Genomic DNA, 25,598 nt, shown 5'->3' on the forward strand with positions numbered 1-25,598 from the left:
GAATCAAGCAATTCGTGTGGGAGCTCATCAGCAGGCTGATGTCGTCGATTAAGGAGGTGATCCAGCCGCAGGTTCCCCTACGGCTACCTTGTTACGACTTCACCCCAGTCATGAATCACACCGTGGTAACCGTCCTCCCGAAGGTTAGACTAGCTACTTCTGGTGCAACCCACTCCCATGGTGTGACGGGCGGTGTGTACAAGGCCCGGGAACGTATTCACCGCGACATTCTGATTCGCGATTACTAGCGATTCCGACTTCACGCAGTCGAGTTGCAGACTGCGATCCGGACTACGATCGGTTTTGTGAGATTAGCTCCACCTCGCGGCTTGGCAACCCTCTGTACCGACCATTGTAGCACGTGTGTAGCCCAGGCCGTAAGGGCCATGATGACTTGACGTCATCCCCACCTTCCTCCGGTTTGTCACCGGCAGTCTCCTTAGAGTGCCCACCATAACGTGCTGGTAACTAAGGACAAGGGTTGCGCTCGTTACGGGACTTAACCCAACATCTCACGACACGAGCTGACGACAGCCATGCAGCACCTGTGTCAGAGTTCCCGAAGGCACCAATCCATCTCTGGAAAGTTCTCTGCATGTCAAGGCCTGGTAAGGTTCTTCGCGTTGCTTCGAATTAAACCACATGCTCCACCGCTTGTGCGGGCCCCCGTCAATTCATTTGAGTTTTAACCTTGCGGCCGTACTCCCCAGGCGGTCAACTTAATGCGTTAGCTGCGCCACTAAAATCTCAAGGATTCCAACGGCTAGTTGACATCGTTTACGGCGTGGACTACCAGGGTATCTAATCCTGTTTGCTCCCCACGCTTTCGCACCTCAGTGTCAGTATCAGTCCAGGTGGTCGCCTTCGCCACTGGTGTTCCTTCCTATATCTACGCATTTCACCGCTACACAGGAAATTCCACCACCCTCTACCGTACTCTAGCTTGCCAGTTTTGGATGCAGTTCCCAGGTTGAGCCCGGGGCTTTCACATTCAACTTAACAAACCACCTACGCGCGCTTTACGCCCAGTAATTCCGATTAACGCTTGCACCCTCTGTATTACCGCGGCTGCTGGCACAGAGTTAGCCGGTGCTTATTCTGTCGGTAACGTCAAAACAGCAAGGTATTCGCTTACTGCCCTTCCTCCCAACTTAAAGTGCTTTACAATCCGAAGACCTTCTTCACACACGCGGCATGGCTGGATCAGGCTTTCGCCCATTGTCCAATATTCCCCACTGCTGCCTCCCGTAGGAGTCTGGACCGTGTCTCAGTTCCAGTGTGACTGATCATCCTCTCAGACCAGTTACGGATCGTCGCCTTGGTGAGCCATTACCCCACCAACTAGCTAATCCGACCTAGGCTCATCTGATAGCGCAAGGCCCGAAGGTCCCCTGCTTTCTCCCGTAGGACGTATGCGGTATTAGCGTTCCTTTCGAAACGTTGTCCCCCACTATCAGGCAGATTCCTAGGCATTACTCACCCGTCCGCCGCTGAATCGAAGAGCAAGCTCTTCTCATCCGCTCGACTTGCATGTGTTAGGCCTGCCGCCAGCGTTCAATCTGAGCCATGATCAAACTCTTCAGTTCAATACTGCTTGGGTTTTTAAGAAACCCTAAACTTGGCTCAGCAATCTCAAATGACTATGTGATTTCTCGCATGGTCACTTGTGATGCTGATAATCTTTGTGACTATCAGTCCATACTCACAAGCACCCACACGAATTGCTTGATTCAATTTGTTAAAGAGCGGTTGGTTAAGAGCTTTTCGTCTCAACCGAGGCGCGCATTCTACGCTTTCCTCATTTGCTGTCAAGCGTTTATTTTGAAGTTTTTTGCGAGAAACTCGTTTAGCTTCAAACACTTGACTCGCTGCGATCTCTCGTAGCGGGAGGCGAATCATACAGCGTTTAGAAGCGCTGTCAACCACCATCTTAACCGCTGACGATCTTTCGATCGGAGCCCTTCAAACTTCGTCTTGACTATTTAACTCGTTGAATCTCAAGGAGCTTTTCGTTCCGACTACGCTGGAAGTGGGGCGCATTATAAGGGGATTCGAAATCGCGTCAACCCTTAATGTTCATTAAAGTGAAATAACCGCAGAAAAGACCGCATCAAGGCTGACAGGTGCCCGCCATTACCCTTTCGGCGCCTATGAGATCGAGCGCCGCCCGCGCGGCGCATCGCGACGCAAGGCCGCTCCTACATTTGTTTCGGGCCAGTTATTGGTGAGGGATTGGCGCGCGGCCACCACCCTTACACCCAATAACCCATTGCCCCGCAGCCCCACAAGTGCGCACTATAGTGCACACCCACGCCTGCTCAAGGATCGCCGCACATAAATGAACACCCAAGCCCGCAGCCTGGCCGCCACGCTCTTTCCCATCGGCCTGCTGCTCATCGCCATGGCATCGATACAATCCGGTGCGTCACTGGCCAAAAGCATGTTCCCTATCATCGGCGCTCAGGGCACCACCGCGCTGCGCCTGATCTTCGCCAGCATCATCATGCTGCTGATCCTGCGCCCATGGCGTGTCCGCATGACCGCCAACACCCTGCGCAATGTCATCATCTATGGCATGGCACTCGGCGGCATGAACTTCCTCTTCTATATGTCTCTGCAGACGGTACCTATCGGCATTGCCGTGGCACTGGAATTTACCGGCCCCCTGGCCGTGGCGATCTGCTCTTCGCGCCGCCCGATCGACTTCCTCTGGATCGCCCTGGCGATTGTTGGCCTGTTGCTATTGCTGCCGGCAGGCGATGGTGGGCAAGCACTTGACCCGGTGGGCGCCGCCTACGCATTGGGGGCAGGCGTGTGCTGGGCGCTGTATATCCTGTTTGGCCAACGCGCCGGCGCCGAGCACGGCATCCAGAGTGCCGCACTCGGGGTAGTCGTCGCCGCCCTGTTCGTTGCCCCTATCGGCGTAATCCACGCCGGCAGCGCCTTGCTCACCCCAGCCGTGATCCCAATGGCCTTGGCTGTCGCGGTACTGTCCACCGCCCTGCCCTACAGCCTGGAAATGGTCGCCCTGACACGCATGCCTGCACGCACCTTCGGCACGCTGATGAGTATCGAACCGGCCTTTGGCGCGCTGTCCGGCCTGCTGTTTCTCGGCGAAGTACTCAGTACCACCCAATGGTTGGCAATTCTGGCGATCATCGTCGCATCGGTAGGCACCACGCTGTCCATGCGACAGACGCCCACCCCACCCGTCGCCGCCGACTGATATGAGAAATATTTTCATTTGTGACGGGAATAGTGATTGTAGCGGCCCGTCTCGCTGATTAAGCTGTCACAGCTTCAACATCTTTACGCTATCTACTGGAGCGAACACGGACGCTGGGGAAACTTCAGGAAGAACCAAAGCGATAACGACAGGGCCAGACAGCTGCTCCGCCCTGCATTTAAGGACAGGAATGAAACGTATTTTGCTCATCCTGGCCATCTTGGCTATTGCTGGATGTGCCGCCACGGCCAAGACTGAGGTCAAAAGGGGTAAGAAAGGCCTGCATATCAATTGTTCTGGCCTTTCCTCGTCCTGGGACAACTGCTACAGCAAGGCCGCGACGTCTTGCAGCTCACGTGGCTACAAGGTCATTGCGCGCTCGGGCGACACCGACGAAGAACCCGGCGACTACCTGTTCGGTATCAACCCGGCCGGCTATACCAGCCGCAGCATGATCGTCATCTGCAAGTGATGACCACACGCAATTGAAAAGGGCAGCGCGAACGCTGCCCTTTTCATTGGCCGGTTATCACAGCGACGCGGTGCGCGCCTGCAGCCAGGCCAGCGCCTCGCCTTTCAATAAAGGCGCAAGGCGCTCACGCACCATCGCGTGGTAACCGTTCAGCCAGTCCAGCTCTTCCCTGGCAAGCAACTCGGGCAACAGGCAGCGCGTATCGATCGGGCAAAGCGTCAAGGTCTCGAAATTCAGGAAGTCACCAAAAGCACTCTTGCCCGCTTCACGACTGACCACCAGGTTCTCGATACGAACGCCCCACTCGCGCGGCCGGTAGGTGCCTGGCTCGATTGAGCTGATCATGCCCGCCTGCATCGCAGTTTGCGGCGTGGCTGCCGCCTGATAGGCGATTACCTGTGGCCCCTCGTGCACGTTCATGAAGTAGCCCACCCCATGACCGGTGCCGTGGCCATAGTCCACTTGATCAGCCCAGATCGGTGCCCGGGCAATGGCATCGAGCAGTGGTGAGAGGATCCCGCGCGGGAAGGTGGCCCGCGACAATGCAATCATACCCTTGAGCACACGCGTGCAATCCTGCTTCTGCTCAAGCGTCGGGTTGCCCACCGGCACCATCCGGGTAATGTCGGTGGTGCCGCCCAGGTACTGCCCACCCGAATCGATCAGCAGCAAGCCGTCACCTTCGAGCGTGGCATGCGACTGCTCGGTGGCGCGGTAATGAGGCATCGCACCATTGCCGTTGAAGGCCGCAATGGTCGAGAAGCTCAACGACACGAAGTCGGGGCGTCGGGCACGCGCGGCGCTCAGTTGCTCATCGACCGTCAACTCGGTAATGACCTCCCGGCCCAGGTTTGCGTCCAGCCAGGCGAAGAACTCGCACAAGGCGGCGCCATCCTGCTCCATGACCCGGCGAACGTGCACAAGGTCCTCCTCACGCTTGCACGACTTGCTCAGGGTAGTGGGGTTGATCCCCTCGACCAGTTCCACCCCAGGGCTCAGGTTTTCCAGCAGGCCGCAAGTGACTCGCGCCGGGTCGAGCAACAGCCGGCTCCCTGAGGGCACCGCACCCAGGACCTGACCTATATCGGCGTAGTCACGCACCTCAATGCCGTCTACCGCCAACACATGGCGCAGATGATCATCGACTTTGTCGCGCCCCACGAACACAGTCGCCTGCTGCTGGCTGATCAGAGCGAACGAAACAAAGACTGGGTTGTACGACACATCACTGCCGCGCAAGTTGAACAGCCAGGCAATGTCATCCAGGGTAGCGATGAAGTGCCAGTCGGCGCCCTTGGCCTTCAGGCTGTCGCGCAATTGGGCGAGTTTGTCCGCCCGGTTCTGCGTCGCATGTGGCGGCAAGTGCTGATAGACCGGGTTGCTTGGCAACGGCGGGCGCCCCTGCCAAACCTTGCCGAGCAGGTCCTTGTCAGTCACCAACCTTACCTCGCGGGCCTTCAGGCGCTCGCCCAACAGCCGCGCCGACGCCAGGGCCATGACGGCACCGTCCACGGCAACGGCCCCCTTCGGCGCGATGTGCTCACCCAGCCACTCCAACGCGCCCGGCTTGCCTGGCAGCAGCTTCATCAGTTCGATGCCACTGCCGGCCAGCTCGTTTTCAGCCTGCTCCCAGTAGCGGCTGTCGACCCAGAGCCCGGCAAAGCCCGCCGTGACCACCAGCGTGCCGACAGAGCCGTGGAAACCGGACAACCATTGGCGCCCCTGCCAGAAGCCGGGCAGGTATTCGGAAAGATGGGGATCGGCCGATGGCACCAGCAGCGCATCGATGCCCTCTGCGGCCATTGCCTGGCGCACCTGCATCAGGCGCTCCGGCACACTCTGCTCAATCGTGGTCTGAACGTTCATGCGCACTCCTGCGAAACATCTTGGCTAATCCAGGCTGTCGATAATGGAACAGCCACCCGAGCCCTGCAATCGCGGCGACCGGCTAACGGCATGCAATGCCCGGCACGCCCTCTGCAATCAAGACGTTTCCTACAACTGACCCTACAGAGTCGCACGGACCGCCGATCACATCCCGATGAACTTCCCCAAAACGACGGATTCACACACAGTACATTCATTGCAGACAGGCCAACCCTTATGCCCGCTGCCTGCGACTCGAAAACCGGCGTTGTGCTGCTCGACACCCGCGAGCACACGCCCGACCACGAACATGCCGCCCACCTCAAGCTCGCCGATGGCCTGGCACAACTGCTGGGCTGCCCACGCTTAGACCCTGCCGCACCTGCCACTGCTGCAGACCGCTACTACTATGTACCGACCGAAACGCTGGTCGACCCACAGCGCCATGCCGCGCTGGGTATCCGTACCGAGCAGGACCTGTTCGGCGGGTTGGTCGCCTATCCCTACATGGCGACCAAGGCGATCTCCCATCCGCTGCCGGCCGACGCCAGCTTCCCGCCAGGCTGGACCGACGCCTTCGCCCTGCAGGCCAGCGATGCGTTGCTGCGGGGCTACACCGTGTTCAGCAAAACCGATGCCCGCACTGCGGCACGCTTGCTGCTGCTCGACGGCCCAGTGCGCATCAAGCCGGTATTGGCTTGCGCCGGCCGCGGGCAACAGGTAATCGATACAGCGGATGCGCTGGAGCCTTTGCTGGCCGACATGGATGATCAGGCCCTGGCAGTGTGGGGCCTGGTACTTGAAGAAGACCTGAGCGAGGTACAGACCTTCAGTGTCGGCCAAGTGCGGGTCGCCGGCCTGACCTGCAGCTACCACGGCACCCAGCAGCTGACCCACGACCATCAAGGCACAGAGGTTTATGGCGGCTCCGACCTGATCGTGGTGCGCGGTGACTATCAGGCACTGCTGCAACTGCCACTGGAAGACCACCTGCGCCTGGCGATCAACCAGGCCATGGCCTACGAACGGGCGGCCGAGCAGCACTTCCCGGGCTTCGTCGCATCAAGGCGCAACTACGACATCGCGCGCGGCACCACCGCCCAAGGCCATGTGCGCAGCGGCGTGCTTGAACAGTCCTGGCGCCTAGGGGGTGCCAGCAGTGCAGAACTGCTGGCCCTGCAGGCCTTCGCCGATGACCCCGCCCTGCAACGGGTTCGCGCTTCCACCCATGAAGTGTTCGGTACGCCCGACCTGCCCACTGACGCCACCCTCTTTTACCAAGGAATCGACAGTGAACTCGGACAACTCAGCAAATATGCACGGATTCGCGAACATGACCATTCAGAGTGAAACCATCGAACTGCAGGTCGAGAACGACACCATCGTCGGCACCCTGGTCAGCCCTGGCAGCAAGATGCCAGGCATACTCTTCGTCCACGGCTGGGGCGGCAGCCAGCAACGCGACCTGGCCCGCGCCCGGCATATCACCGGGCTGGGCTGCGTGTGCATGACCTTCGACCTGCGCGGGCACGAGAAGACCGAAAGCCAGCGCCTGACCGTCACCCGCGAACAGAACCTCAACGACTTGCTGGCCGCCTACGACCGCCTGGTCAGCCACCCGTCCGTGGACAGCAGTGCCATCGCCATCATCGGCAGCAGCTACGGTGGCTACCTGGCCACTCTGCTGACCCGGCTGCGGCCAGTGAAATGGCTGGCACTGCGGGTACCCGCCATGTACTGGGACGACGAGTGGGATAACCCCAAGCAAACCCTTGATCGGCAGCGGCTTAACGCCTACCGCAAACGCCCGCTTGGCCCGACGGACAACCGTGCCCTGGCCGCGTGCGCGGAATTCGGTGGTGATGTATTACTTGTGGAGTCTGAACAAGACGACTATGTGCCCCACAGTACACTGATGAGCTACCGCTCGGCGTTCGTCAGCGCCCATTCGCTGACCCACCGCATCGTCGACGGTGCCGACCACGCGCTGTCCAGCGAAGAGAGCCAGAAAGCCTACAGTTCGATCCTTGCCTCCTGGATCGGCGAAATGGTCGTAGGCGCGCGCCTGGATCGCTACCCGCACTACGCGCCCTGGTATGCCTGAGGCTCGCCGACCTGGCAGTGCAGGCCACCATCGGCGCCACGTACGAGGCTGCGCAATGTCTGGTAGGCAGCAAAGTTGACGCCGCGCGCCTGATGCTGGCACAGCAGGTCGAAGAAAGGCTCCTCGGCGAAGTCAGCCGCAGCTGCCGCCCAAGCCTGCCGCGATTGCCATTGCAGATACTGCAAGACCCGGCTGCCATCGTCACTGGCCTGGATGCTCACGCCCTGCAAGCCTTCACAGCGCGTTGCCAGTTCCTCGCTGCGCGCCACCAACGCCTGGGCCAATGCCACCTGGCGCATGGCCGGGACTTCATATTCGATCATCTGGGTAAACCACAGAGAGTGAGGCGTCGCCCTCATGAACAGTCTCCTTGCTCTGGACGCTATCAGCGTGATGGTGAGCAGGGTAAAACCTCAAGCTAAGTCAAGGTCAAGTGGTTTTTTCGTCAGAAAACGCAAAAGCGCTGCAGTTGAACCCTCAGGTCGATGTACACACGCTATGGTCATTCAACGACTACCGCCGCAGGAGGCAACATGAGCAAGCAAGCGCTGATCATCATCGACATCCAGAACGACTATTTCCCCGGTGGCAAATGGACCCTCGACGGCGCCGAGCAGGCAGCCGACAACGCCGCCCGGCTGCTGGCCGCCGCACGCGACCGGGGCGACCTGGTGGTGCATGTGCGGCATGAATTCGAAAGCGCCGATGCGCCGTTCTTCACGCCGCAGTCACCAGGGGCGGCCATCCATGCCAAGGTCGAGCCCGTGACCGGCGAACCCGTGGTACTCAAGCACAAGGTCAATGCGTTTCTCGGCACCGGCCTCAAGGATACGCTGGACCAGCATGGGGTTCAGGCGTTGACCATCGTCGGCAGCATGAGCCATATGTGCATCGATGCAGCAACCCGAGCCGCCGCCGATTTTGGCTACGAAGTGACCGTGGCCCACGATGCCTGCGCCACCCTGCCCCTGGATTTCAATGGTAAACAGGTGCCGGCGGCCCATGTGCACGACTCGGCGATGGCTGCACTGGCATTTGCCTATGCCAAGGTGGTGAAGACCGACGACCTGTTGCCCCCCAAGGCTTGACGCTTGTGAACTGCGCCCCTTTCGCGACGCAAGGCCGCTCCTGCAAGGGTCAGATCACCACGTTGCGGACAAAGCGCACAGCCACGGCGCCATCATTGCGATAGGCATAACGGCAGTTGCTGGGGAACACATGAAACTGGCCGACCTGCAAGCGGTGCTCGGCGTCTTCGATGACCAGTGTGAGCTGCCCTTCGGCCACATAGATCTGCTCGCTCCAGCCATCGGCATCCGCCTCGCTGAGGTAGCACTCGCCCGGCGCCAACGTCCATTCCCAAAGCTCGACCTCACGCCGGGCGGTGCTGCTACCCAGCAGCACCGCCTTGCTTTGCGGATGTTCGCCAGCCCAGGCCAGTTCATCGATACGGCTCGGGTCGCGCTGCTCAGGCGCCTGGATCAAGGTACTGAATGCTACGCCGAGGGCTTCGGCAATCAGATCGAGGGTGGTGAGGCTGACATTCTTCTCACCCGCCTCGATCGCCACCAGCATCCGCCGGCTGACGCCAGAGCGCTCGGCCAGGGCCGACTGGCTCATACCGGCTGCGTTACGCAGGCGCCGAACGTTGAGGCTGACATGCTGCAGCACCGAGGCGCGGTGTGTGGGATTTTTGTGCACGTTGTTGCTCGCTGATCGTGGCTGCGCAGTATACTGCCCACTTTGCGCAGATTGTGCGCCGGCCCCTCCGAGTGTGCAAGACCATGACCCACCCCAGCCGCAAACCGAACACTGCCGTCTCTTTTCGCCTGAGCAAGGCTGAACTGGTGCTGGTCTTCATCACCATGCTGTGGGGCGGCACCTTCTTGCTGGTGCATAACGTGATGACGGTAAGCGGCCCGATGTTCTTCGTCGGCCTGCGTTTCGCTGCGGCGGCGTTGTTCGTGGGGGTGGTCTCGGCGCGTGCACTGCCGGGGCTGACGCTTACCGAGCTCAAGGCCGGCGTGCTGATCGGCGCGTCGATCATGCTGGGCTACGGTTTGCAGACCATGGGCCTGCAAACCATCAGCAGCAGCCAGTCAGCCTTCATTACCGCGCTATATGTGCCCTTCGTGCCGCTGCTGCAATGGCTGGTGCTCGGCCGCCGGCCCGGCCTGATGCCAAGCATTGGCATCTGCCTGGCATTCTGCGGCTTGATGCTGCTGGCCGGGCCAGAGGGCGGCACCTTGCACTTCAGCGAAGGCGAGATAGTGACCCTGGTCAGCGCCATCGCCATTGCTGGCGAAATCATCCTGATCAGCCGCTATGCCGGCCAGGTCGATGTGCGCCGTGTAACCGTGGTGCAGCTGGCGACCGCCTCGTTGCTGTCGTTCCTGATGATCGTACCGACCCAGGAACGCATCCCCGACTTCTCCTGGCTGCTGCTGGCCAGTGCCCTGGGGCTTGGCGCCATGAGCGCCGTGATCCAGGTAGCGATGAACTGGGCACAGAAGTCGGTTTCGCCCACCCGCGCCACCCTGATCTATGCCGGCGAGCCGGTGTGGGCCGGGATCGTCGGGCGCCTCGCCGGCGAGCGCCTGCCTGGCGTTGCATTGATCGGCGGGCTGCTGATCGTGATCGCAGTGGTGGTCAGCGAACTGAAGGTGCGCCGCCCCCGCGAAGACGCCGAGGCACGCGAAGCACAGGCCGAACGCGAGCAGCAAGCCGGCCTGTAAAGCGGCCAACTCCAGCTATGCTTTGTAAAAAACTGTTATAAAAAAACACCTTGTCACAGCGTATTTGTACGATTCTGCGACAGCTTGCGTGTTGGTGATCAACTGATCGGCACGTATGATCCTTGCAAACCTCTCCAGAATAGAACGCTATGTCCTTGATAGTGCTATTGCTTCTGCCGTTCGTGGGCAGTTGCCTGGCAGCCGTGCTGCCGCACAACGCACGTAACGCCGAGTCCATATTGGCGGGGCTCGTCGCCTTGGTCGGTACGGTCCAGGTAGCACTGCTGTACCCTCAGGTCGCCCACGGTGGCGTGATTCGCGAGGAATTCCTCTGGCTGCCCAGCCTGGGTTTGAACCTTGTGCTGCGCATGGACGGCTTCGCCTGGCTGTTCTCGCTGCTGGTACTGGGCATCGGCACACTGGTGTCGCTGTATGCCCGCTACTACATGTCACCGCAAGACCCGGTGCCGCGTTTCTTCGCCTTCTTCCTCGCGTTCATGGGCGCCATGCTGGGCCTGGTGATCTCTGGCAACCTGATCCAGCTGGTGTTCTTCTGGGAGCTGACCAGCGTTTTCTCCTTCCTGCTGATCGGTTATTGGCACCATCGCGCCGACGCCCGCCGCGGCGCCTACATGGCGCTGATGGTGACCGGTGCCGGCGGCCTGTGCCTGCTGGTGGGTGCCTTGCTGCTGGGCCACGTGGTCGGCAGCTACGACCTGGACAAGGTGCTGGCCGCGGGTGACGTTATCCGCCAGCACGCACTGTACCCGGTGCTGCTGCCACTGATCCTGATCGGCGCCCTGAGCAAGAGTGCGCAGTTTCCGTTCCACTTCTGGTTGCCCCACGCGATGGCGGCGCCGACCCCTGTGTCCGCCTACCTGCACTCGGCAACCATGGTAAAGGCCGGGGTGTTTCTGCTGGCGCGGCTCTGGCCTGTGCTGTCAGGCAGCGAGGAGTGGTTCTGGATCGTCGGCGGGGCTGGCGCCATCACGCTGCTGCTCGGCGCCTTTGCCGCGATGTTCCAGAACGACCTCAAGGGCCTGCTGGCGTATTCCACCATCAGCCACCTGGGCCTGATCACCCTGCTGCTGGGCCTGAACAGCCCGCTGGCGGCGGTCGCCGCCGTCTTCCACATCCTCAACCATGCCACCTTCAAGGCCTCGCTGTTCATGGCCGCCGGCATCATCGACCACGAGAGCGGTACGCGCGATATCCGGCGCCTCAGCGGCCTGATCCGCCTGGTGCCCTACACCGCCACCCTGGCCATGGTGGCCAGCGCCTCGATGGCCGGCGTGCCGCTGATGAACGGCTTCCTGTCCAAGGAGATGTTCTTCGCAGAAACAGTGTTCATCAGCTCCACGGCCTGGGTCGAAGCCGCCCTCCCGGTGATCGCCACGCTGGCCGGTACCTTCAGCGTGGCCTACGCACTGCGCTTTACCGTCGATGTCTTCTTCGGGCTAACCGCCCAGGACCTGCCCCACACACCTCACGAACCACCCCGCTGGATGCGCGCGCCGGTCGAACTGCTGGTGCTCACCTGCCTGGTGGTAGGCATCTTCCCTGCCCAGTCGGTCGGCCCGTTGCTGGCTGCGGCGGCCCTGCCGGTGGTGGGCGGTACGCTACCGGAATACAGCCTGGCCATCTGGCACGGCTGGAATGCGCCACTGATCATGAGCCTGGTCGCCATGAGCGGCGGCATCGTGCTCTACCTGCTGCTGCGCAAGCAACTGCGCATGGGCCGCTTCCCCTACCCACCACTGATCGAGCGGTTCAACGGCAAGCGCTTGTTCGAGCACGGCCTAGTGCGCCTGATGCTGCTGGCCCGCCGAATCGAAGGCTTGCTGACCACGCGCCGCCTGCAATCGCAGTTGTTCATGCTGGTACTGGCGGCCTTCCTGGCCGGCCTCACGCCCATGCTGTACAGCGGGCTGACCTGGGGTGAGCGCCCGAAAATCCCTGGTTCCGGCGTGTTCGTCGCACTCTGGCTGATCGCCATCGCCTGCGCCATCGGCGCCGCCTACCAGGCCAAATACCACCGTCTGGCCGCCTTGATCATGGTCAGCGTCTGCGGCCTGATGACCTGCATCACCTTCGTCTGGTTCTCGGCGCCCGACCTGGCCTTGACCCAGCTGGTCGTGGAAGTGGTCACCACTGTACTGATCCTGCTCGGCCTGCGCTGGCTGCCGCGCCGTATCGAAGGCGTATCACCGCTGCCGGGCAGCCTGGAGCGCGCCCGCATGCGCCGCCTGCGCGACCTGCTGCTGGCGGTGCTGGTGGGTGGCGGCATGGCGGTGCTGTCGTACGCCATGCTCACCCGGCCAACGCCCAACGACATTTCCTCGTTCTACCTGAGCCGCGCCCTGCCGCAAGGGGGCGGTACCAATGTGGTCAATGTGATGCTGGTCGACTTCCGTGGCTTCGACACCCTCGGTGAAATCACCGTGCTGGTCGCCGTGGCCCTGACCGTGTTCGCCCTGCTGCGACGCTTCCGCCCGCCCAAGGAGAGCATGCAGTTGCCCGCCCAGCAGCGCCAGCTGGCGCCCGACGTGGTCACAGACCTGATCAACCCGCGTCACGCCACAGACACCGCGCTGGGCTTCATGATGGTGCCTGCGGTGCTGGTGCGGCTGCTGCTGCCAATCGCCCTGCTGGTATCGATGTACCTGTTCATGCGCGGCCACAACCAGCCTGGCGGCGGGTTCGTCGCCGGCCTGGTGATGTCGGTGGCGTTCATCCTGCAGTACATGGTCGCCGGCACCCAATGGGTCGAGGCGCAAATGAGCTTGCGGCCGCTGCGCTGGATGGGCACTGGCCTGCTGTGCGCGACCCTGACCGGGGTCGGCGCCATGCTGCTGGGTTACCCGTTCCTGACCACGCACACGGCACACCTGCACCTGCCCGTGCTGGGGGATGTGCACGTGGCCAGCGCGCTGTTCTTCGATATCGGCGTGTACACCGTGGTGGTCGGCTCGACCCTGCTGATCCTCACTGCCCTGGCGCACCAGTCGGTGCGCGCCTACCGCCCGGGCAACCCGTCGAAATCCAGCCAAGCAGGAGCCGCCTGATGGAAGAAGTCATTGCAGTCGCCATCGGCGTACTGGCCGCCTCGGGGGTCTGGTTGATCCTGCGCCCACGGACCTACCAGGTGATCATGGGCCTGTGCCTGCTGTCGTACGGCGTCAACCTGTTCATCTTCAGCATGGGCAGCCTGTTCATCGGCAAGGAGCCCATCATCAAGGACGGCGTGACCCAGGACTTGCTGCACTACACCGACCCCCTGCCCCAGGCCCTGGTACTGACTGCCATCGTCATCAGCTTCGCCATGACCGCACTGTTCCTGGTGGTGCTGCTGGCCTCACGCGGGTTGACCGGCACCGACCATGTGGATGGCCGGGAGCGTGACGAATGAGTGGCATGAGTCAACTGATCGTCGCCCCCATCCTGCTGCCCCTCATCACCGCTGCGGTGATGCTGTTGCTGGGCGAGAAACACCGGCGCATCAAGGCGCAACTGAACCTGCTGTCCACCTTCGCCGGCCTGGCCATCGCGGTCAGCCTGCTGCTGTGGGTGCGCACCCAGGGCCAGGCCGAATCGATCGGTGTGTACCTGCCAGGCAACTGGCCGGCACCGTTCGGCATCGTGTTGGTAGTCGACCATCTTTCGGCATTGCTGCTGACCCTGACCGGCATCATCGGCTTCAGCGCCCTGCTGTTTGCCCGCGCCCGCTGGGACAGCGCCGGTGCCAGCTTCCACGCACTGTTCCAGATCCAGCTGATGGGGCTGTACGGTGCATTCCTGACGGCCGACCTGTTCAACTTGTTCGTGTTCTTCGAGGTGCTGCTCGCAGCCTCCTATGGCTTGCTGCTGCACGGTTCGGGCCGCGCAAGGGTCAGGGCCGGCCTGCACTATATCGCCATCAACCTGTTCGCTTCGTCGTTGTTTCTGGTGGGCGCGGCGATGCTCTATGGCGTGACAGGCACCTTGAACATGGCCGACCTGGCGCTGAAGATCCCGCTGGTGCCGGAGGCCGATCGCGGCTTGCTGCACGCAGGCGCCGCGATACTGGCCATGGCGTTTCTGGCCAAGGCCGGCATATGGCCCCTCAACTTCTGGCTGGTGCCTGCCTACGCCTCGGCCAGCGCACCGGTTGCCGCGCTTTTTGCCATCATGACCAAGGTCGGCCTGTATGCCGTGCTGCGCCTGTGGACGCTGCTGTTCTCCGGGCAAGCCGGCGCCTCGGCGCACTTCGGTGGCGAGTGGCTGGTTTACGGCGGCCTGGTCACCCTGGCGGTGGCCGCCGTATCGATATTGGCCGCACAACGCCTGGAACGCATGGCTGCCCTGAGCATCCTGGTCTCCGCCGGCACGCTGCTCGCGGCCGTCGGTTTTGCCCAACCGGTGCTCACCGGCGCGGCATTGTTCTACCTGGTCAACTCGACCCTGGCGCTGTGCGCCCTGTTCCTGCTCGCCGAGCTGGTCGAGCGCTCGCGCTCGGCCAACGAAGTGCCGCTGGATGAAGAAGAAGACGCCATGCCTTCGCCCCTGGAGTCGCTGCACCCGCCCAAGGGCATCAACCTCGATGATGAACAAAAGGTCGTGATCGGCCAGATCATCCCATGGACCATGGCCTTCCTCGGCCTGAGCTTCATCGCCTGTGCGTTGCTGATCATCGGCATGCCGCCGCTTTCGGGCTTCGTCGGCAAACTCAACCTGATCAGTGCGCTGTTCAACCCGCTGGGGCTGGGCATAGCGCCGGAGCAACCGCTGACAACAGCTGGCTGGGGCCTGGTGGCATTGCTTGTACTTTCCGGCATGGCATCGCTGATCGCCTTTGGCCGCGTAGGTATTCAGCGCTTCTGGAAGCCCGAGGAGCGCCCCTCGCCTGTGCTGCGTCGCTATGAGTGCCTGCCGATCGTCATCCTGCTTGGGCTGTGCATCATCCTCAGCTTCAAAGCCGAGCCGTTGCTGCGCTACACCCAGGACACGGCTGCCAGCCTGCAGGCGCCGGACACCTACATAAAAGCGGTGATGGCTGCCCAACCGATCCCTGGCCCGACCTCCCTCGACGTGGAGCTGCAGCCATGAACCGTCTGTTCCCCGCCCCGCTGCTGTCGGTGTCGCTGTTTGGCCTGTGGTTGCTGCTGAACCTGTCGGTCAGCGCCGGCAACCTGCTGCTCGCTGCCCTGCTCGGCATCCTTGCACCGCTGTTGATGGCACCCCTACGCCCCCAGCATGCCCATGTGCGGCGCCCACTGGTGATTGCCAAGCTGATTGGCCGGGTAGGCCTTGATGTGATTGTGTCCAACCTGCTGGTGGCCCGTGGCGTGCTGCGCGCCGGCAAACAGCCGCCGCGCTCGGCATTCGTGCACATCCCGCTGGCCCTGCGTGATGCCCATGGCCTGGCCGCGCTTTCGATGATCACCACGGTGGTACCGGGTACGGTCTGGTCCGAGCTGGCACTGGACCGCAGCGTGCTGCTGCTGCATGTGTTCGACCTGGAGGATGAAGCCGCCTTCATCGAGCACTTCAAGGCCACCTATGAACGCCCGCTGATGGAGATTTTCCAATGACAGGCCTGCTCGCCAACGCTGTACTCGCCAGCCTGTTCATCTTCGCCCTGGCCATGGCCCTGGCGCTGATCCGGTTGTTCCGCGGCCCGTCCGCCCAGGACCGGGTCCTGGCGCTGGACTACCTGTATATCCTGGCCATGCTGACCATGCTGGTACTGGGGATTCGCTATGCAAGTGACACCTACTTCGAAGGTGCGCTGCTGATTGCGTTGTTCGGCTTTGTCGGCTCGTTCGCCCTGGCCAAGTTCCTGCTTCGTGGTGAGGTGATCGAATGACCGAAACGCTAGCACTGCCCTTCTGGCTGGAGTTGGTCACTGCCGCGCTGCTGCTGATCGGCAGCCTGTTTGCCCTGATCGGTGCCGTGGGCCTGCTGCGCCTGAAGGATTACTTCCAGCGCATGCACCCACCCGCGCTGGCCTCGACCCTCGGCGCATGGTGCGTGGCCTTGGCCTCGATCATCTACTTCTCGTGGCTCAAGGAAGCGCCCATCCTGCACGCCTGGTTGATCCCGATACTGCTGTCGATCACCGTACCGGTCACCACGCTCTTGCTGGCCAGGGCTGCGCTGTTTCGCAAGCGCATGTCGAAAGAAGCGGTGCCCGAGGAAGTCAGCAGCGGCGGCGACCGCGGCCACTGACAGCGTGCAGCCTCAGCCCTGGCTGAGGCGCTGCAGCTCACGTCGGACCATGGCGGCATACGGTGGCGGGCCGAGCCGATACAGTTCACCGGCCACCCAGTTCAGCCAAGCCCCTTGCAAGTCCTCACGCCGAGCCAACAGGCGCTCGGCTTGCGCCAGCGCATCCGCCTGGTGCTGCTGATGGAACTCGGCACGCGAAACGGGCGAGCCGTTGCCGTCAGTCATTCACTGGCCTTGAAGGTGGTCAGCTCACCCTTGCGCCATTTCGCGACTTTGCCGGTCACGGCCTTGAGCAGCTTGCCCAGGCCTTCCTGCACTTGCTGTTGCGCAGCAAAGACCAACATCACGCCATGGCCCTCGCGCAGCACGATGCCCTCGCCTTCAGGCACCGAAACAAAGGCATAGTCGCCCACGCCGTAGACGTTGAGCTTGATGTCACGAAAGCGCATTTCCAACTTGCCGCCCTCGCGGCTGGGCAGTACGGCGGCACGGAAGTGATCGCCTACTTTCAGCTCCAGGCGCTGCTTGTCATCGACCACCAATGCGCTCTCGGTGTCGATCTCGGCCATATACAAGCCTTCAGGACTTTGTTCGGTGACATAGATAAAGCGGCCTTGGAACAGCTGGGCCAATTTACCGCGCAAATCGCCCAGGGCGAACAAGGCGTGGGTATCAAGAGTGCTGACTGCCAATGAAGTGATCCTCAACCGGTTACATCCCGCCCCCACACACGCTCGGTGAGGCACGGCCATTACATAGCGATAGGCGAAAAGAGTAATAAAGCGATGCGCTGATGTCTGTGCCTGCTGGCGATGCAGCATGCAGGATTCTTTACTCTGGCTTGCCAGATCTGGCCTCAGTACAGGCTTTCGGCAAATTCCCAACGCGGGAAGTGTAATGCCTGACAATAAAGCCGCCAGAAAAGATGCGATAGGGCGTTGCAGAGCACCCGACAGAACGGGCTCTGAAATCCATCAGCGCATTACTGGGGAAGGAATATGCACGAAAACACCGAAATCCGTCGAGAGGCAAACAACATTTCTTGCGACCGCCTTCAAGCGGCAAGGCCCTTCCTGAGTTGCTGCAACCAGGCCGCCTGGCATTCCACAGCCTCATCACGCGTGGCGAACGCAGTACCGCGGCGCTCACCATTGACCAGCACCACCCAGCAAATGCGCTTGCCCAGCGCCTGCAAGGTGGCAGGCACACCGGAGCCAATCATCACGGCTACATCGACTCGGCTATTCATCATCCCCTCCGGAATTTAATTAGCACCCTAACGATAAAGCCATGATACGCCTGCCTGCAGGCAGGAAACAGCGCATCTCGGTACAGCAGTGTTACGCCACAAGCAACAAATTCAGCAGCGTTTGCCGCAACAACGCAAAAAGCCCCAGGGATTTCTCCGTGGGGCTCACGCACCGCGCTCGATCAGATCTGCCGCTGGTGGCGGTCGAGCTGCTCGTGGCGCTCCTGGGCTTCGATGCAGTACTTGGTGGTCGGGCTGATCAGCAGACGCTGCAGGCCGATGGGCTCACCACTGTCATCGCACCAGCCAAAGCTTTCGTCAGCGATTCGGCCCAGGGCCATCTCCAGCTGCGGCAGCAGGCGTTGGTCACGCTCGATGGCGTTGACCAACCAGTGGCGCTCTTCTTCGACCGAGGCCACATCAGCTGGATCCGACGGGGTTTCCAGGCTTTCGATGATGATGCGGTTCTTATCGATGCGTTCATGGGTTTCGACTTTCATCGCTTGCAGCAGGCCAGTGAAAAAGGCCAGCTGTTCAGCGCTCATGTAGTCATCGGCCGACATGGCCAGCAACTGTTCCTTGGTCATCGATTTCTCTATGAAAAAATGTGCATTGGGCGATTCGGGTGCCGCCGACGCCAGCGCGTCGGCAGCGGAATTCTTCAAGCGCCAACCGGCACTCTTTTACAGGGGGCGGCAGTCTAAGGCGCCACGTCGCGTGGAGCAACTGCAATTGGGGGGGAATTTACGCCCATTGACCAGAATCCGCTGGTCGGCGCCCTGGGCGGGCATGCCTTGAGAGGGCGGGTGCATTCGAGAAGAAGCGCGCCACCTCTCAAGGCAAGTACAACGCACTCAGCGATCCTTGAACTGCGCCTCACGCTTGCCAATGAAGGCACTCATGCCTTCCTTCTGGTCTTCAGTGGCGAAGGCCGCATGGAACACTCGACGCTCAAACCGCACGCCCTCACTGAGGGTAACTTCAAAGGCCCGATTGACACTCTCCTTGACCATCATGCTCACCGGGATCGACTTGCTGGCAATGGTCGCAGCCACTTTCAGCGCTTCCTCAAGCAGCTCGACCTGGGGCACGATGCGCGCCACAAGGCCGGCGCGCTCTGCCTCTTCGGCGCCCATCAGGCGGCCGGTCAGGCACAGTTCCATGGCCTTGGCCTTGCCGACTGCGCGGGTCAGCCGCTGGGTGCCGCCCATGCCGGGCAATACGCCCAGGTTGACCTCAGGCTGACCGAATTTGGCATTGTCAGCGGCCAGAATGAAGTCGCACATCATCGCCAGTTCACAGCCGCCACCCAAGGCAAAACCCGACACCGCAGCAATGATCGGTTTGCGCCGGTTGGCGATGCGATCAGCATCGCTGAACAGGTCATCGACGTAGATCTGCGGGTATTTGAGGTCGGCCATTTCCTTGATGTCGGCACCGGCGGCAAACGCCTTGGCCGAGCCTGTCAGCACTACGCAGCCGATGTTCGGGTCCTTTTCCAGCTGGTCCAGGGCCTGGTTGATCTCGCCGACGATCTGCGCGTTGAGTGCATTGAGCGCCTGGGGCCGGTTGAGGGTAATCAGGCCGACCTTGCCGTGGATGTCCAACAGGATGGTTTCGAATGCCATGCAGACTGCTCCTTCAAAGATTGCGCGCAATGACCATGCGCTGAATGTCGCTGGTGCCTTCGTAGATCTGGCAAACCCGAACGTCGCGGTAGATCCGCTCCAGCGGGAAGTCACTCAGATAGCCATATCCGCCCAGGGTCTGCAAGGCATCCGAACAGACCTTTTCGGCCATTTCCGAGGCGAACAGCTTGGCCATCGACGCCTCCACCAGCGCAGGGCGCCCGGCGTCACGCAGCGCGGCGGCATGCAACACCATCTGCCGGGCCACGGCAATGCGCGTGGCCATGTCAGCCAGGCGGAACGCCACGGCCTGGTGCTCGATCAACGGCTTGCCAAAGCTCTGGCGCTCCTTGGCATAGTCGCGCGCCACCTCGAACGCGGCACGTGCCATGCCGACCGACTGGGACGCAATGCCGATACGCCCACCCTCAAGGTTGGCCAGGGCGATCTTGTAGCCCTGCCCTTCTTCGCCCAGGCGATTGGCAACGGGCACGCGCACATTGTCGAAAACGATCTGACAGGTGTCCGAAGCATGCTGCCCTAGCTTGTCCTCGACCCTCGCCACCTGGTAGCCCGGCGCATCGGTGGGCACGATGAAAGCGGTGATGCCGCGCTTGCCCGCTTGCGGGTCGGTCACCGCAAACACGATGACCACACCGGCGTTCTGCCCGGAGGTGATGAACTGTTTGCTGCCGTTGAGCACATAGTGATCGCCCTCCAGACGCGCGCGGGTCTTCAGGCTGCTGGCATCGGAGCCCGCCTGGGGCTCGGTCAGGGCGAAGGCGCCGATCATCGCACCGCTGGCCAGCGGCGTCAGAAACTGCTGCTTTTGCTGCTCGGTGCCAAACTTCAGGATCGGCACACAACCCACCGAGTTGTGCACGCTCATGATGGTCGAGCAGGCACCGTCGCCTGCGGCGATTTCTTCAAGGGCCATGGCGTAGGCTACATAGCCGGTGTCGCTGCCCCCGTACTGCTCCGGCACCAGCATGCCGAACAGGCCCAGCGCGGCCATCTCGTCGATGGCTTCACGGGGGAAGCGGTGCGCCTTGTCCCACTGTTCGGCGAACGGCCGCAGCCGTTCCTGGGCAAAGTCACGGACAGCGTCAGCGATTTGTTGTTGCTCGTCAGTTACCAGCATGGTTCACCTCAATACAGGCATTCGACGGCCATGGCCGTGGCCTCGCCACCGCCGATGCAGATGGCGGCCACGCCCCGGCGCAGGTTGTTCTGGCGCAGGGCCGACAGCAAGGTCACCAAAATCCGCGCACCCGAGGCACCGATCGGGTGGCCCAGCGCGCAGGCACCGCCGTGGATGTTGACCTTGTCATGCGGCAGGTCGAGGTGCTTCATGGCCGCGAGGGTGACGACGGCAAAGGCTTCGTTGATCTCGAACAGGTCCACCTCGGCCAGGTTCCAGCCGGTGCGCTTCATCAGTTTGTCGATGGCGCCGATCGGCGCGGTGGGGAACAGCGCCGGAGCATCGGCGAACGCCGCATGGCCATGAATGACGGCCAGGGGTTTCAAACCGCGCTTTTCAGCTTCGCTACGGCGCATCAGCACCAGTGCCGCGGCGCCGTCGGAAATCGAACTGGCGTTGGCCGCTGTCACCGTCCCGCCCTCACGGAAGGCCGGCTTGAGCTGCGGGATCTTGTCCAGACGCGCCTTGGGCGGTTGTTCGTCATCCTTGATCACGCGCTTTTCCTTGCCTTCGGTGACCTCTACCGGGACGATCTCGGCGCTGAAGCGGCCGTTTTTGATGGCGTCCTGGGCGCGGGTCAGCGAGCTGATGGCGAAGGCATCCTGGGCTTCGCGGCTAAAGCCGCCAGCCTGCGCGCAATCCTCGGCGAAGGTGCCCATCAGGCGCCCTTTGTCGTAAGCGTCTTCCAGGCCGTCCATGAACATATGGTCAATGATCTTGCCATGCCCCATGCGGTAGCCACTGCGGGCCTTGTCCAGCAGGTAGGGCGCGTTGGTCATGCTCTCCATGCCACCGGCCACCACCACATCGGCGCTGCCGGCCAGCAGCAGGTCATGGGCCATGATCGCCGCCTGCATGCCCGAACCGCACATCTTGTTCAGGGTGGTGCAGGTGGTGTGTTTATCCAGGCCGGCGCCCAGCGCCGCCTGACGTGCAGGCGCCTGCCCCAGGCCTGCCGGCAGCACGCAACCGAACAGCACCTGCTCGACGCTGGTGGCCTGGATGCCGGCGCGCTCGACGGCGGCGCGGATTGCGGCGGCGCCCAGTTGCGGCGCGGTCAGGCTCTTGAGGTCGCCCTGCAGGCCGCCCATGGGCGTGCGCACGGCGTTGACGATGACAATCGGGTCGTTGGCGAGGGTCATGTTCATTTCTCCTTACTTGGCAGCCATGCGCAGTGCGCCGTCGAGGCGGATCACCTCGCCGTTGAGCATGCTGTTCTCGATGATGTGGCGGGCCAGTGCGGCGTATTCCTGCGGGCGGCCCAGGCGTGGCGGGAACGGTACGCCAGCGGCAAGCGAGTCGCGCACTTCCTGGGTCATGCCGGCCATCATGGGCGTCTCGAAAATGCCTGGGGCGATGGTCATCACGCGGATACCGAAACGCGCCAGCTCACGGGCCGCTGGCAGCGTGAGGCTGGCGATGGCGCCCTTGGACGCGGCGTAGGCGGCCTGGCCGATCTGCCCGTCATAGGCGGCGATGGACGCGGTGTTGATGATCACACCCCGTTCAGCGCCTTCGTCAGCCGGGCCCTCGGCCATCGCCGCCGCCGTCAGGCGCAGCAGGTTGAAGCTGCCAATCAGGTTGACGTTGATGACCTTGGCGAAGCTCGCCAGCCCATGCGGCCCTTGCTTGCCCAGGACCTTCTCGGCGCCGACGATACCGGCGCAGTTGACCAGGCCATGAATGCTGCCAAACGCGCTGACGGCGGCGTCGACCGCAGCCTTGGCGGCCTGCTCGTCGCTGATGTCAGCGACTGCGAAACGGGCGTTGTCGCCCAGTTCACGCGCCTTGGCTTCGACGGCCTGGGCATTGAGGTCGACCAGCATGACCTTGGCACCCGCCTCGATCAGCATTTGCGCGGTGGCGGCACCTAGCCCGGAAGCCGCGCCGCTGACGATGAAATGTTTGTTGATGATCTGCATGGTAGGTTCCCTCAGGCGCTGGCGCTGGCGGCCAGCAGCGCGTGTTGTTTGGCGATTTCCTGGTTGCGCAGGATGAAGCGTTGCAGCTTGCCGCTCGGGGTCTTGGGCAGCTCGCTGACGAATTCGATTTCACGCGGGTAGGCGTGGGCATACAGGCGCTGGCGCACGTGTTGGCGCAAGGTCTCTTCCAGCTCAGCGGTGCCTGACACACCGTTGGCCAATACCACGAAGGCCTTGATCAGTTCGGTGCGCTCGGGGTCGGGCTTGCCGATCACCGCCGCCTCGATGACTGCCGGGTGTTCGATCAGCGCGCTTTCCACATCGAACGGGCCAACCCGGTAGCCGGAGGTGGTGATCACGTCGTCGCTGCGGCCGACAAAACTGATGCTGCCGTCAGCGTTGAGCTCGACAGTGTCGCCGCTGAGGTAGTACTTGCCCACGAAAGATCGGGTAGGCACACCGTGGTAACCACCGAACCAGCAAAGCGGCGATTGCTCGCGGTCAACCGCCAGGATGCCTGGCTGGCCGACCGGTAATTCTGCGCCCTGTTCATCCAGCACGACGATGCGGTGACCGGGAATGGCGAACCCGGCTGACCCCAGGTGTACCGGGTGTTTGAGAGCATGGTGGTTGCACAGCACCATGCCCAGTTCGGTCTGGCCGTAATGATCGTGGATGGTCACACCCAGCTCGTCGGCGAACCAGCGAATCACCTCCGGGTTGAGCGGTTCGCCCGCGCTGCTGACGACCCGCAGGCGCCCCTTGATCGGCGCGGAGAACTCGCTACCCGCGGCAATCAGCAGCCGATAGGCCGTGGGTGAGCCCGCCAGGTTGGTGATGCCCAGCTTGTTGATGACCCGCGCGCAGCTCTCGACGCTGAACGGGCCATCGTAGAAGGTGGTGGCGTGGCCCAGCGACAGCGGGCCGGTCACCGCGTAATACAGGCCATACGCCCAGCCTGGGTCGGCCAGGTTCCAGAAGTTGTCCTCGGGGCGCAGGCCGATGGCATCGCGCATGTAGCCCTGGAAGGCCACAATCGCGCGCAGCGGCACCTCCAAGGGTTTGGCAGGGCCGGTGGTGCCGGAGGTGAACATCAGCAGGAACGGGTCATCGCCCGAGCGCATGACGGGCTCACAGACGGCTGAGGCCGTCGCCAGGCATTGTTGGAAATCCAGCTCGCCACTGCGGGCGTTGACCGTGATGATCGTCGGGCAGGCCTGCACATCGTCCAGCTTGGCGCGATTGTGGCTGTCGGTGACGACGACCCGGGCGTGGGACTGCTCCAGGCGGTGTTCGATGGCCTTAGGCCCGAACGCGGTGAACAGCGGCTGGTACACCGCCCCCAGGCGCCAGGTGGCGAGAATGGTGACCAGCAGCTCGGGGGTACGCGGCATCAGGCCGGCAACCCGGTCGCCGGCACCCACGCCCTGCGCCTTGAGCACATTGGCAAAACGGGCAGCTTGCGCCTTCAGCTGATCGAAGCTGTGGCGCGTGCTGTTGCCCTCGCGGTCCTCGTGGATCAGCGCCAGCTTGCCGTCACCGGCATGCCGATCACAGCATTCGACACAGGCATTGAGGGCAGCGAGGTTGCCATGCAGCGCCGTGCTGGCGGCCTGGGCAAGGTCGAACGCTCGAACGGCCTCGGCGTAATCACGCATCGTCTGACTCCTGGTTCTTGTTTTTGGAGTTTAACCATCAGTCCGACGATGTTCGCGCCGCTCAATCGCGGCGGCAATGGCCAAAGCTGTCAATCTGGATGACCGGTTTGGCCGCCCTCGTTCACCCCGCTGCGCGCTTGGCTGCACGCAGGTAGGACTGGGTGAGCCCGCTGATCAGGCGCTCGGTATCCATGCTCTGCTGTTCCCGCAGGCCGCTTTACGCAGAGGGAAGCGGCCCGCGAGGCCTTGCCACGGCAGCGCCCTCAGCGCCCCGAATCGCGTGCCTGAATCAATGCCCGGTAGTGCCCCGGGTTACAGCCAAACCACTTGCGAAACGCCTTGTAGAACGAACTGCTGTCGGCAAACCCAAGACGCTCGGCGATCTCGCCCATGGCCGCCTCTTCCTGGCTCAACCAGGCGATCGCCAGCTCACGGCGCACGCTGTCTTTCAAGCCCTGGTAGTTCTGCCCCTCCTCGGCCAGGCGCCGGCGCAGGGTCGAGGGCGACAGGCACAACTGGCGCGCCAGGCTGTCACCGTCGGGCCAATGCTCCGGGGCCAGGCGCAGCAGGTCGGTGCGGATACGCCGCCCAAGGCTTGCAGGGTCACGGTATTTGACCAGAATGTTGCCCGGCGCTTCGGCAAGAAAGCGCTGCAATTCCTCCTCGCTGCGCCGCAGTGGCAGTTCGAGGCATTCGGCGGCGATGATCATGCGCGTGCGCGGGCGTTCGAACTGCAGGTTCTCCGAAAACATCACCCGATAGTCGTCACAGAACGGTGGCTCGGCGCAGCGCAGGTCGATAGCCAGAATCGGGATGCGCCGCCCGGCCAGCCAGCAGGCCACGCCATGCACGATCATCCAGAAGGTGAAATACGTGAAGGCGCGACGGGGTTCGTCACGCGGCTCGTTGATGACGATCTCGGCCAGGCCTTCCTGGCGAACCAAACTTGGCTGCAGGTCTTCGAGCATCAGCGACAGGAACGCCAACGCGGTTTCCAGCGCCGCGCCCAAGCTCGGCTGACCCATGCTCGCCCGGCACATGAACGCCAGGCTGCCGCTGCGCAGGCCACGCGGGTCCATGGCGAAGAACTCGTCATTGCAGCGCCGCGCCAGCAAACGCCAGAGGCGGGCATAGGCGTCGGCACTGACCCGTGCAGCGGGCAGGTGCAAGTGCTCGACGGCAATGCCAGCCCGCGCCAGCAAGACGCTGTCGGGTTCACCCTTCGGGCAAGTCTGCAACAGCGCTTCGCGCACCAGTTGCATGGAGATAGTGTCTTTATCGCTCATCGACAGTCCTGTCGGTTCCGTGCCGGCCATGTTAGGGCGCCCAG

25 protein-coding genes and 1 rRNA gene are annotated in these 25,598 nt (G+C 62.4%); 12 read left to right on the forward strand and 14 right to left on the reverse strand.

The window, feature by feature from the left end; all coding sequences use genetic code 11:
• Positions 1 to 49: 49 nt before the first annotated feature.
• Positions 50 to 1,586: ribosomal RNA gene (locus PC358_RS12485) — 16S ribosomal RNA — on the reverse strand.
• A 752-nt stretch (positions 1,587 to 2,338) separates the two neighbouring features.
• Between PC358_RS12485 and rhtA the strand changes: the two genes are divergently transcribed.
• A complete protein-coding gene (rhtA, locus tag PC358_RS12490) occupies positions 2,339 to 3,226 on the forward strand; it encodes a threonine/homoserine exporter RhtA (RefSeq protein WP_033700271.1) in 888 nt (295 codons plus the stop codon).
• A gap of 190 nt (positions 3,227 to 3,416) precedes the next feature.
• Complete coding sequence (locus tag PC358_RS12495) at positions 3,417 to 3,698, forward strand: hypothetical protein (RefSeq protein WP_033700272.1); 282 nt, start codon at positions 3,417 to 3,419, stop codon at positions 3,696 to 3,698.
• Positions 3,699 to 3,755: 57 nt separating this feature from the next.
• Here the strand turns inward: PC358_RS12495 and PC358_RS12500 are convergent, their stop codons facing one another.
• Entirely contained in the window at positions 3,756 to 5,564 is a 1,809-nt protein-coding gene (locus PC358_RS12500; RefSeq protein WP_033700274.1) for an aminopeptidase P family protein, read from the reverse strand.
• Between the two features lie 237 nt (positions 5,565 to 5,801).
• On the opposite strand from PC358_RS12500, the gene PC358_RS12505 reads away from it, so the two are divergent.
• Positions 5,802 to 6,914 (forward strand): DUF3182 family protein, encoded by a 1,113-nt coding sequence (locus PC358_RS12505; RefSeq protein ID WP_033700276.1) that lies wholly within the window; start codon positions 5,802 to 5,804, stop codon positions 6,912 to 6,914.
• Positions 6,898 to 7,668, forward strand: a complete 771-nt coding sequence (locus tag PC358_RS12510) for an alpha/beta hydrolase family protein (protein WP_033700278.1) — start codon at positions 6,898 to 6,900, stop codon at positions 7,666 to 7,668. The genes PC358_RS12505 and PC358_RS12510 overlap by 17 nt, the downstream gene beginning before the upstream one ends.
• On the opposite strand, the gene PC358_RS12515 is transcribed toward PC358_RS12510, so the two are convergent.
• Positions 7,647 to 8,027 carry an antibiotic biosynthesis monooxygenase gene (locus tag PC358_RS12515; protein WP_033700280.1) on the reverse strand — a complete coding sequence of 127 codons (381 nt, stop codon included), beginning with the start codon at positions 8,025 to 8,027 and terminating at the stop codon, positions 7,647 to 7,649. The genes PC358_RS12510 and PC358_RS12515 overlap by 22 nt on opposite strands.
• Positions 8,028 to 8,201: 174 nt before the next feature.
• On the opposite strand from PC358_RS12515, the gene PC358_RS12520 reads away from it, so the two are divergent.
• Complete coding sequence (locus tag PC358_RS12520; RefSeq protein WP_033700282.1) at positions 8,202 to 8,756, forward strand: cysteine hydrolase family protein; 555 nt, start codon at positions 8,202 to 8,204, stop codon at positions 8,754 to 8,756.
• Positions 8,757 to 8,805: 49 nt separating this feature from the next.
• On the opposite strand, the gene PC358_RS12525 is transcribed toward PC358_RS12520, so the two are convergent.
• Complete coding sequence (locus PC358_RS12525; protein WP_033700285.1) at positions 8,806 to 9,369, reverse strand: helix-turn-helix domain-containing protein; 564 nt, start codon at positions 9,367 to 9,369, stop codon at positions 8,806 to 8,808.
• Between the two features lie 83 nt (positions 9,370 to 9,452).
• Between PC358_RS12525 and PC358_RS12530 the strand changes: the two genes are divergently transcribed.
• From PC358_RS12530 to PC358_RS12560, 7 genes are all read left to right on the forward strand, one after another.
• The gene (locus PC358_RS12530; protein WP_033700287.1) at positions 9,453 to 10,403 is read left to right on the forward strand and encodes a DMT family transporter; all 951 of its coding nucleotides are present in this window, start codon (positions 9,453 to 9,455) and stop codon (positions 10,401 to 10,403) included.
• Positions 10,404 to 10,552: 149 nt separating this feature from the next.
• Positions 10,553 to 13,468, forward strand: coding sequence for a monovalent cation/H+ antiporter subunit A (locus PC358_RS12535; RefSeq protein WP_033700288.1), 2,916 nt, complete (start codon positions 10,553 to 10,555; stop codon positions 13,466 to 13,468).
• Positions 13,468 to 13,812, forward strand: coding sequence for a Na+/H+ antiporter subunit C (locus PC358_RS12540; RefSeq protein ID WP_003250128.1), 345 nt, complete (start codon positions 13,468 to 13,470; stop codon positions 13,810 to 13,812). The genes PC358_RS12535 and PC358_RS12540 overlap by 1 nt, the downstream gene beginning before the upstream one ends.
• Positions 13,809 to 15,488 (forward strand): monovalent cation/H+ antiporter subunit D, encoded by a 1,680-nt coding sequence (locus tag PC358_RS12545; RefSeq protein WP_033700290.1) that lies wholly within the window; start codon positions 13,809 to 13,811, stop codon positions 15,486 to 15,488. The genes PC358_RS12540 and PC358_RS12545 overlap by 4 nt, the downstream gene beginning before the upstream one ends.
• Complete coding sequence (locus tag PC358_RS12550) at positions 15,485 to 15,973, forward strand: Na+/H+ antiporter subunit E (RefSeq protein WP_033700293.1); 489 nt, start codon at positions 15,485 to 15,487, stop codon at positions 15,971 to 15,973. Before PC358_RS12545 ends, PC358_RS12550 begins: the two co-directional genes overlap by 4 nt.
• On the forward strand, positions 15,970 to 16,248 hold the full coding sequence (locus tag PC358_RS12555) for a K+/H+ antiporter subunit F (RefSeq protein ID WP_003259015.1): 279 nt from the start codon (positions 15,970 to 15,972) through the stop codon (positions 16,246 to 16,248). The genes PC358_RS12550 and PC358_RS12555 overlap by 4 nt, the downstream gene beginning before the upstream one ends.
• Positions 16,245 to 16,610, forward strand: coding sequence for a Na+/H+ antiporter subunit G (locus tag PC358_RS12560; protein WP_033700295.1), 366 nt, complete (start codon positions 16,245 to 16,247; stop codon positions 16,608 to 16,610). The genes PC358_RS12555 and PC358_RS12560 overlap by 4 nt, the downstream gene beginning before the upstream one ends.
• Positions 16,611 to 16,622: 12 nt before the next feature.
• Here the strand turns inward: PC358_RS12560 and PC358_RS12565 are convergent, their stop codons facing one another.
• From PC358_RS12565 to PC358_RS12610, 10 genes are all read right to left on the reverse strand, one after another.
• Complete coding sequence (locus PC358_RS12565) at positions 16,623 to 16,835, reverse strand: hypothetical protein (RefSeq protein WP_033700297.1); 213 nt, start codon at positions 16,833 to 16,835, stop codon at positions 16,623 to 16,625.
• On the reverse strand, positions 16,832 to 17,302 hold the full coding sequence (locus tag PC358_RS12570) for a hypothetical protein (protein ID WP_033700299.1): 471 nt from the start codon (positions 17,300 to 17,302) through the stop codon (positions 16,832 to 16,834). The genes PC358_RS12565 and PC358_RS12570 overlap by 4 nt, the downstream gene beginning before the upstream one ends.
• Positions 17,303 to 17,664: 362 nt before the next feature.
• Positions 17,665 to 17,859 (reverse strand): hypothetical protein, encoded by a 195-nt coding sequence (locus tag PC358_RS12575; RefSeq protein ID WP_033700301.1) that lies wholly within the window; start codon positions 17,857 to 17,859, stop codon positions 17,665 to 17,667.
• A 182-nt stretch (positions 17,860 to 18,041) separates the two neighbouring features.
• Positions 18,042 to 18,446 (reverse strand): TraR/DksA family transcriptional regulator, encoded by a 405-nt coding sequence (locus tag PC358_RS12580; RefSeq protein ID WP_033700302.1) that lies wholly within the window; start codon positions 18,444 to 18,446, stop codon positions 18,042 to 18,044.
• A gap of 267 nt (positions 18,447 to 18,713) precedes the next feature.
• Complete coding sequence (locus PC358_RS12585) at positions 18,714 to 19,487, reverse strand: enoyl-CoA hydratase (RefSeq protein WP_033700305.1); 774 nt, start codon at positions 19,485 to 19,487, stop codon at positions 18,714 to 18,716.
• A gap of 13 nt (positions 19,488 to 19,500) precedes the next feature.
• On the reverse strand, positions 19,501 to 20,628 hold the full coding sequence (locus tag PC358_RS12590) for an acyl-CoA dehydrogenase (RefSeq protein WP_033700307.1): 1,128 nt from the start codon (positions 20,626 to 20,628) through the stop codon (positions 19,501 to 19,503).
• Positions 20,629 to 20,636: 8 nt separating this feature from the next.
• Positions 20,637 to 21,830: an acetyl-CoA C-acyltransferase gene (locus PC358_RS12595; protein ID WP_033700309.1), complete on the reverse strand. Its 1,194-nt coding sequence runs from the start codon at positions 21,828 to 21,830 to the stop codon at positions 20,637 to 20,639.
• A 12-nt stretch (positions 21,831 to 21,842) separates the two neighbouring features.
• Positions 21,843 to 22,610, reverse strand: coding sequence for an SDR family NAD(P)-dependent oxidoreductase (locus PC358_RS12600; RefSeq protein ID WP_033700311.1), 768 nt, complete (start codon positions 22,608 to 22,610; stop codon positions 21,843 to 21,845).
• Positions 22,611 to 22,621: 11 nt separating this feature from the next.
• Positions 22,622 to 24,268 carry an acyl-CoA synthetase gene (locus PC358_RS12605; protein WP_033700313.1) on the reverse strand — a complete coding sequence of 549 codons (1,647 nt, stop codon included), beginning with the start codon at positions 24,266 to 24,268 and terminating at the stop codon, positions 22,622 to 22,624.
• Between the two features lie 263 nt (positions 24,269 to 24,531).
• Entirely contained in the window at positions 24,532 to 25,554 is a 1,023-nt protein-coding gene (locus PC358_RS12610) for an AraC family transcriptional regulator (RefSeq protein WP_033700315.1), read from the reverse strand.
• Between the last annotated feature and the right edge of the window lie 44 nt (positions 25,555 to 25,598).

The sequence above is a fragment of the Pseudomonas capeferrum genome (genome assembly GCF_000731675.1).
Taxonomy (GTDB): Bacteria; Pseudomonadota; Gammaproteobacteria; order Pseudomonadales; family Pseudomonadaceae; genus Aquipseudomonas; species Aquipseudomonas capeferrum.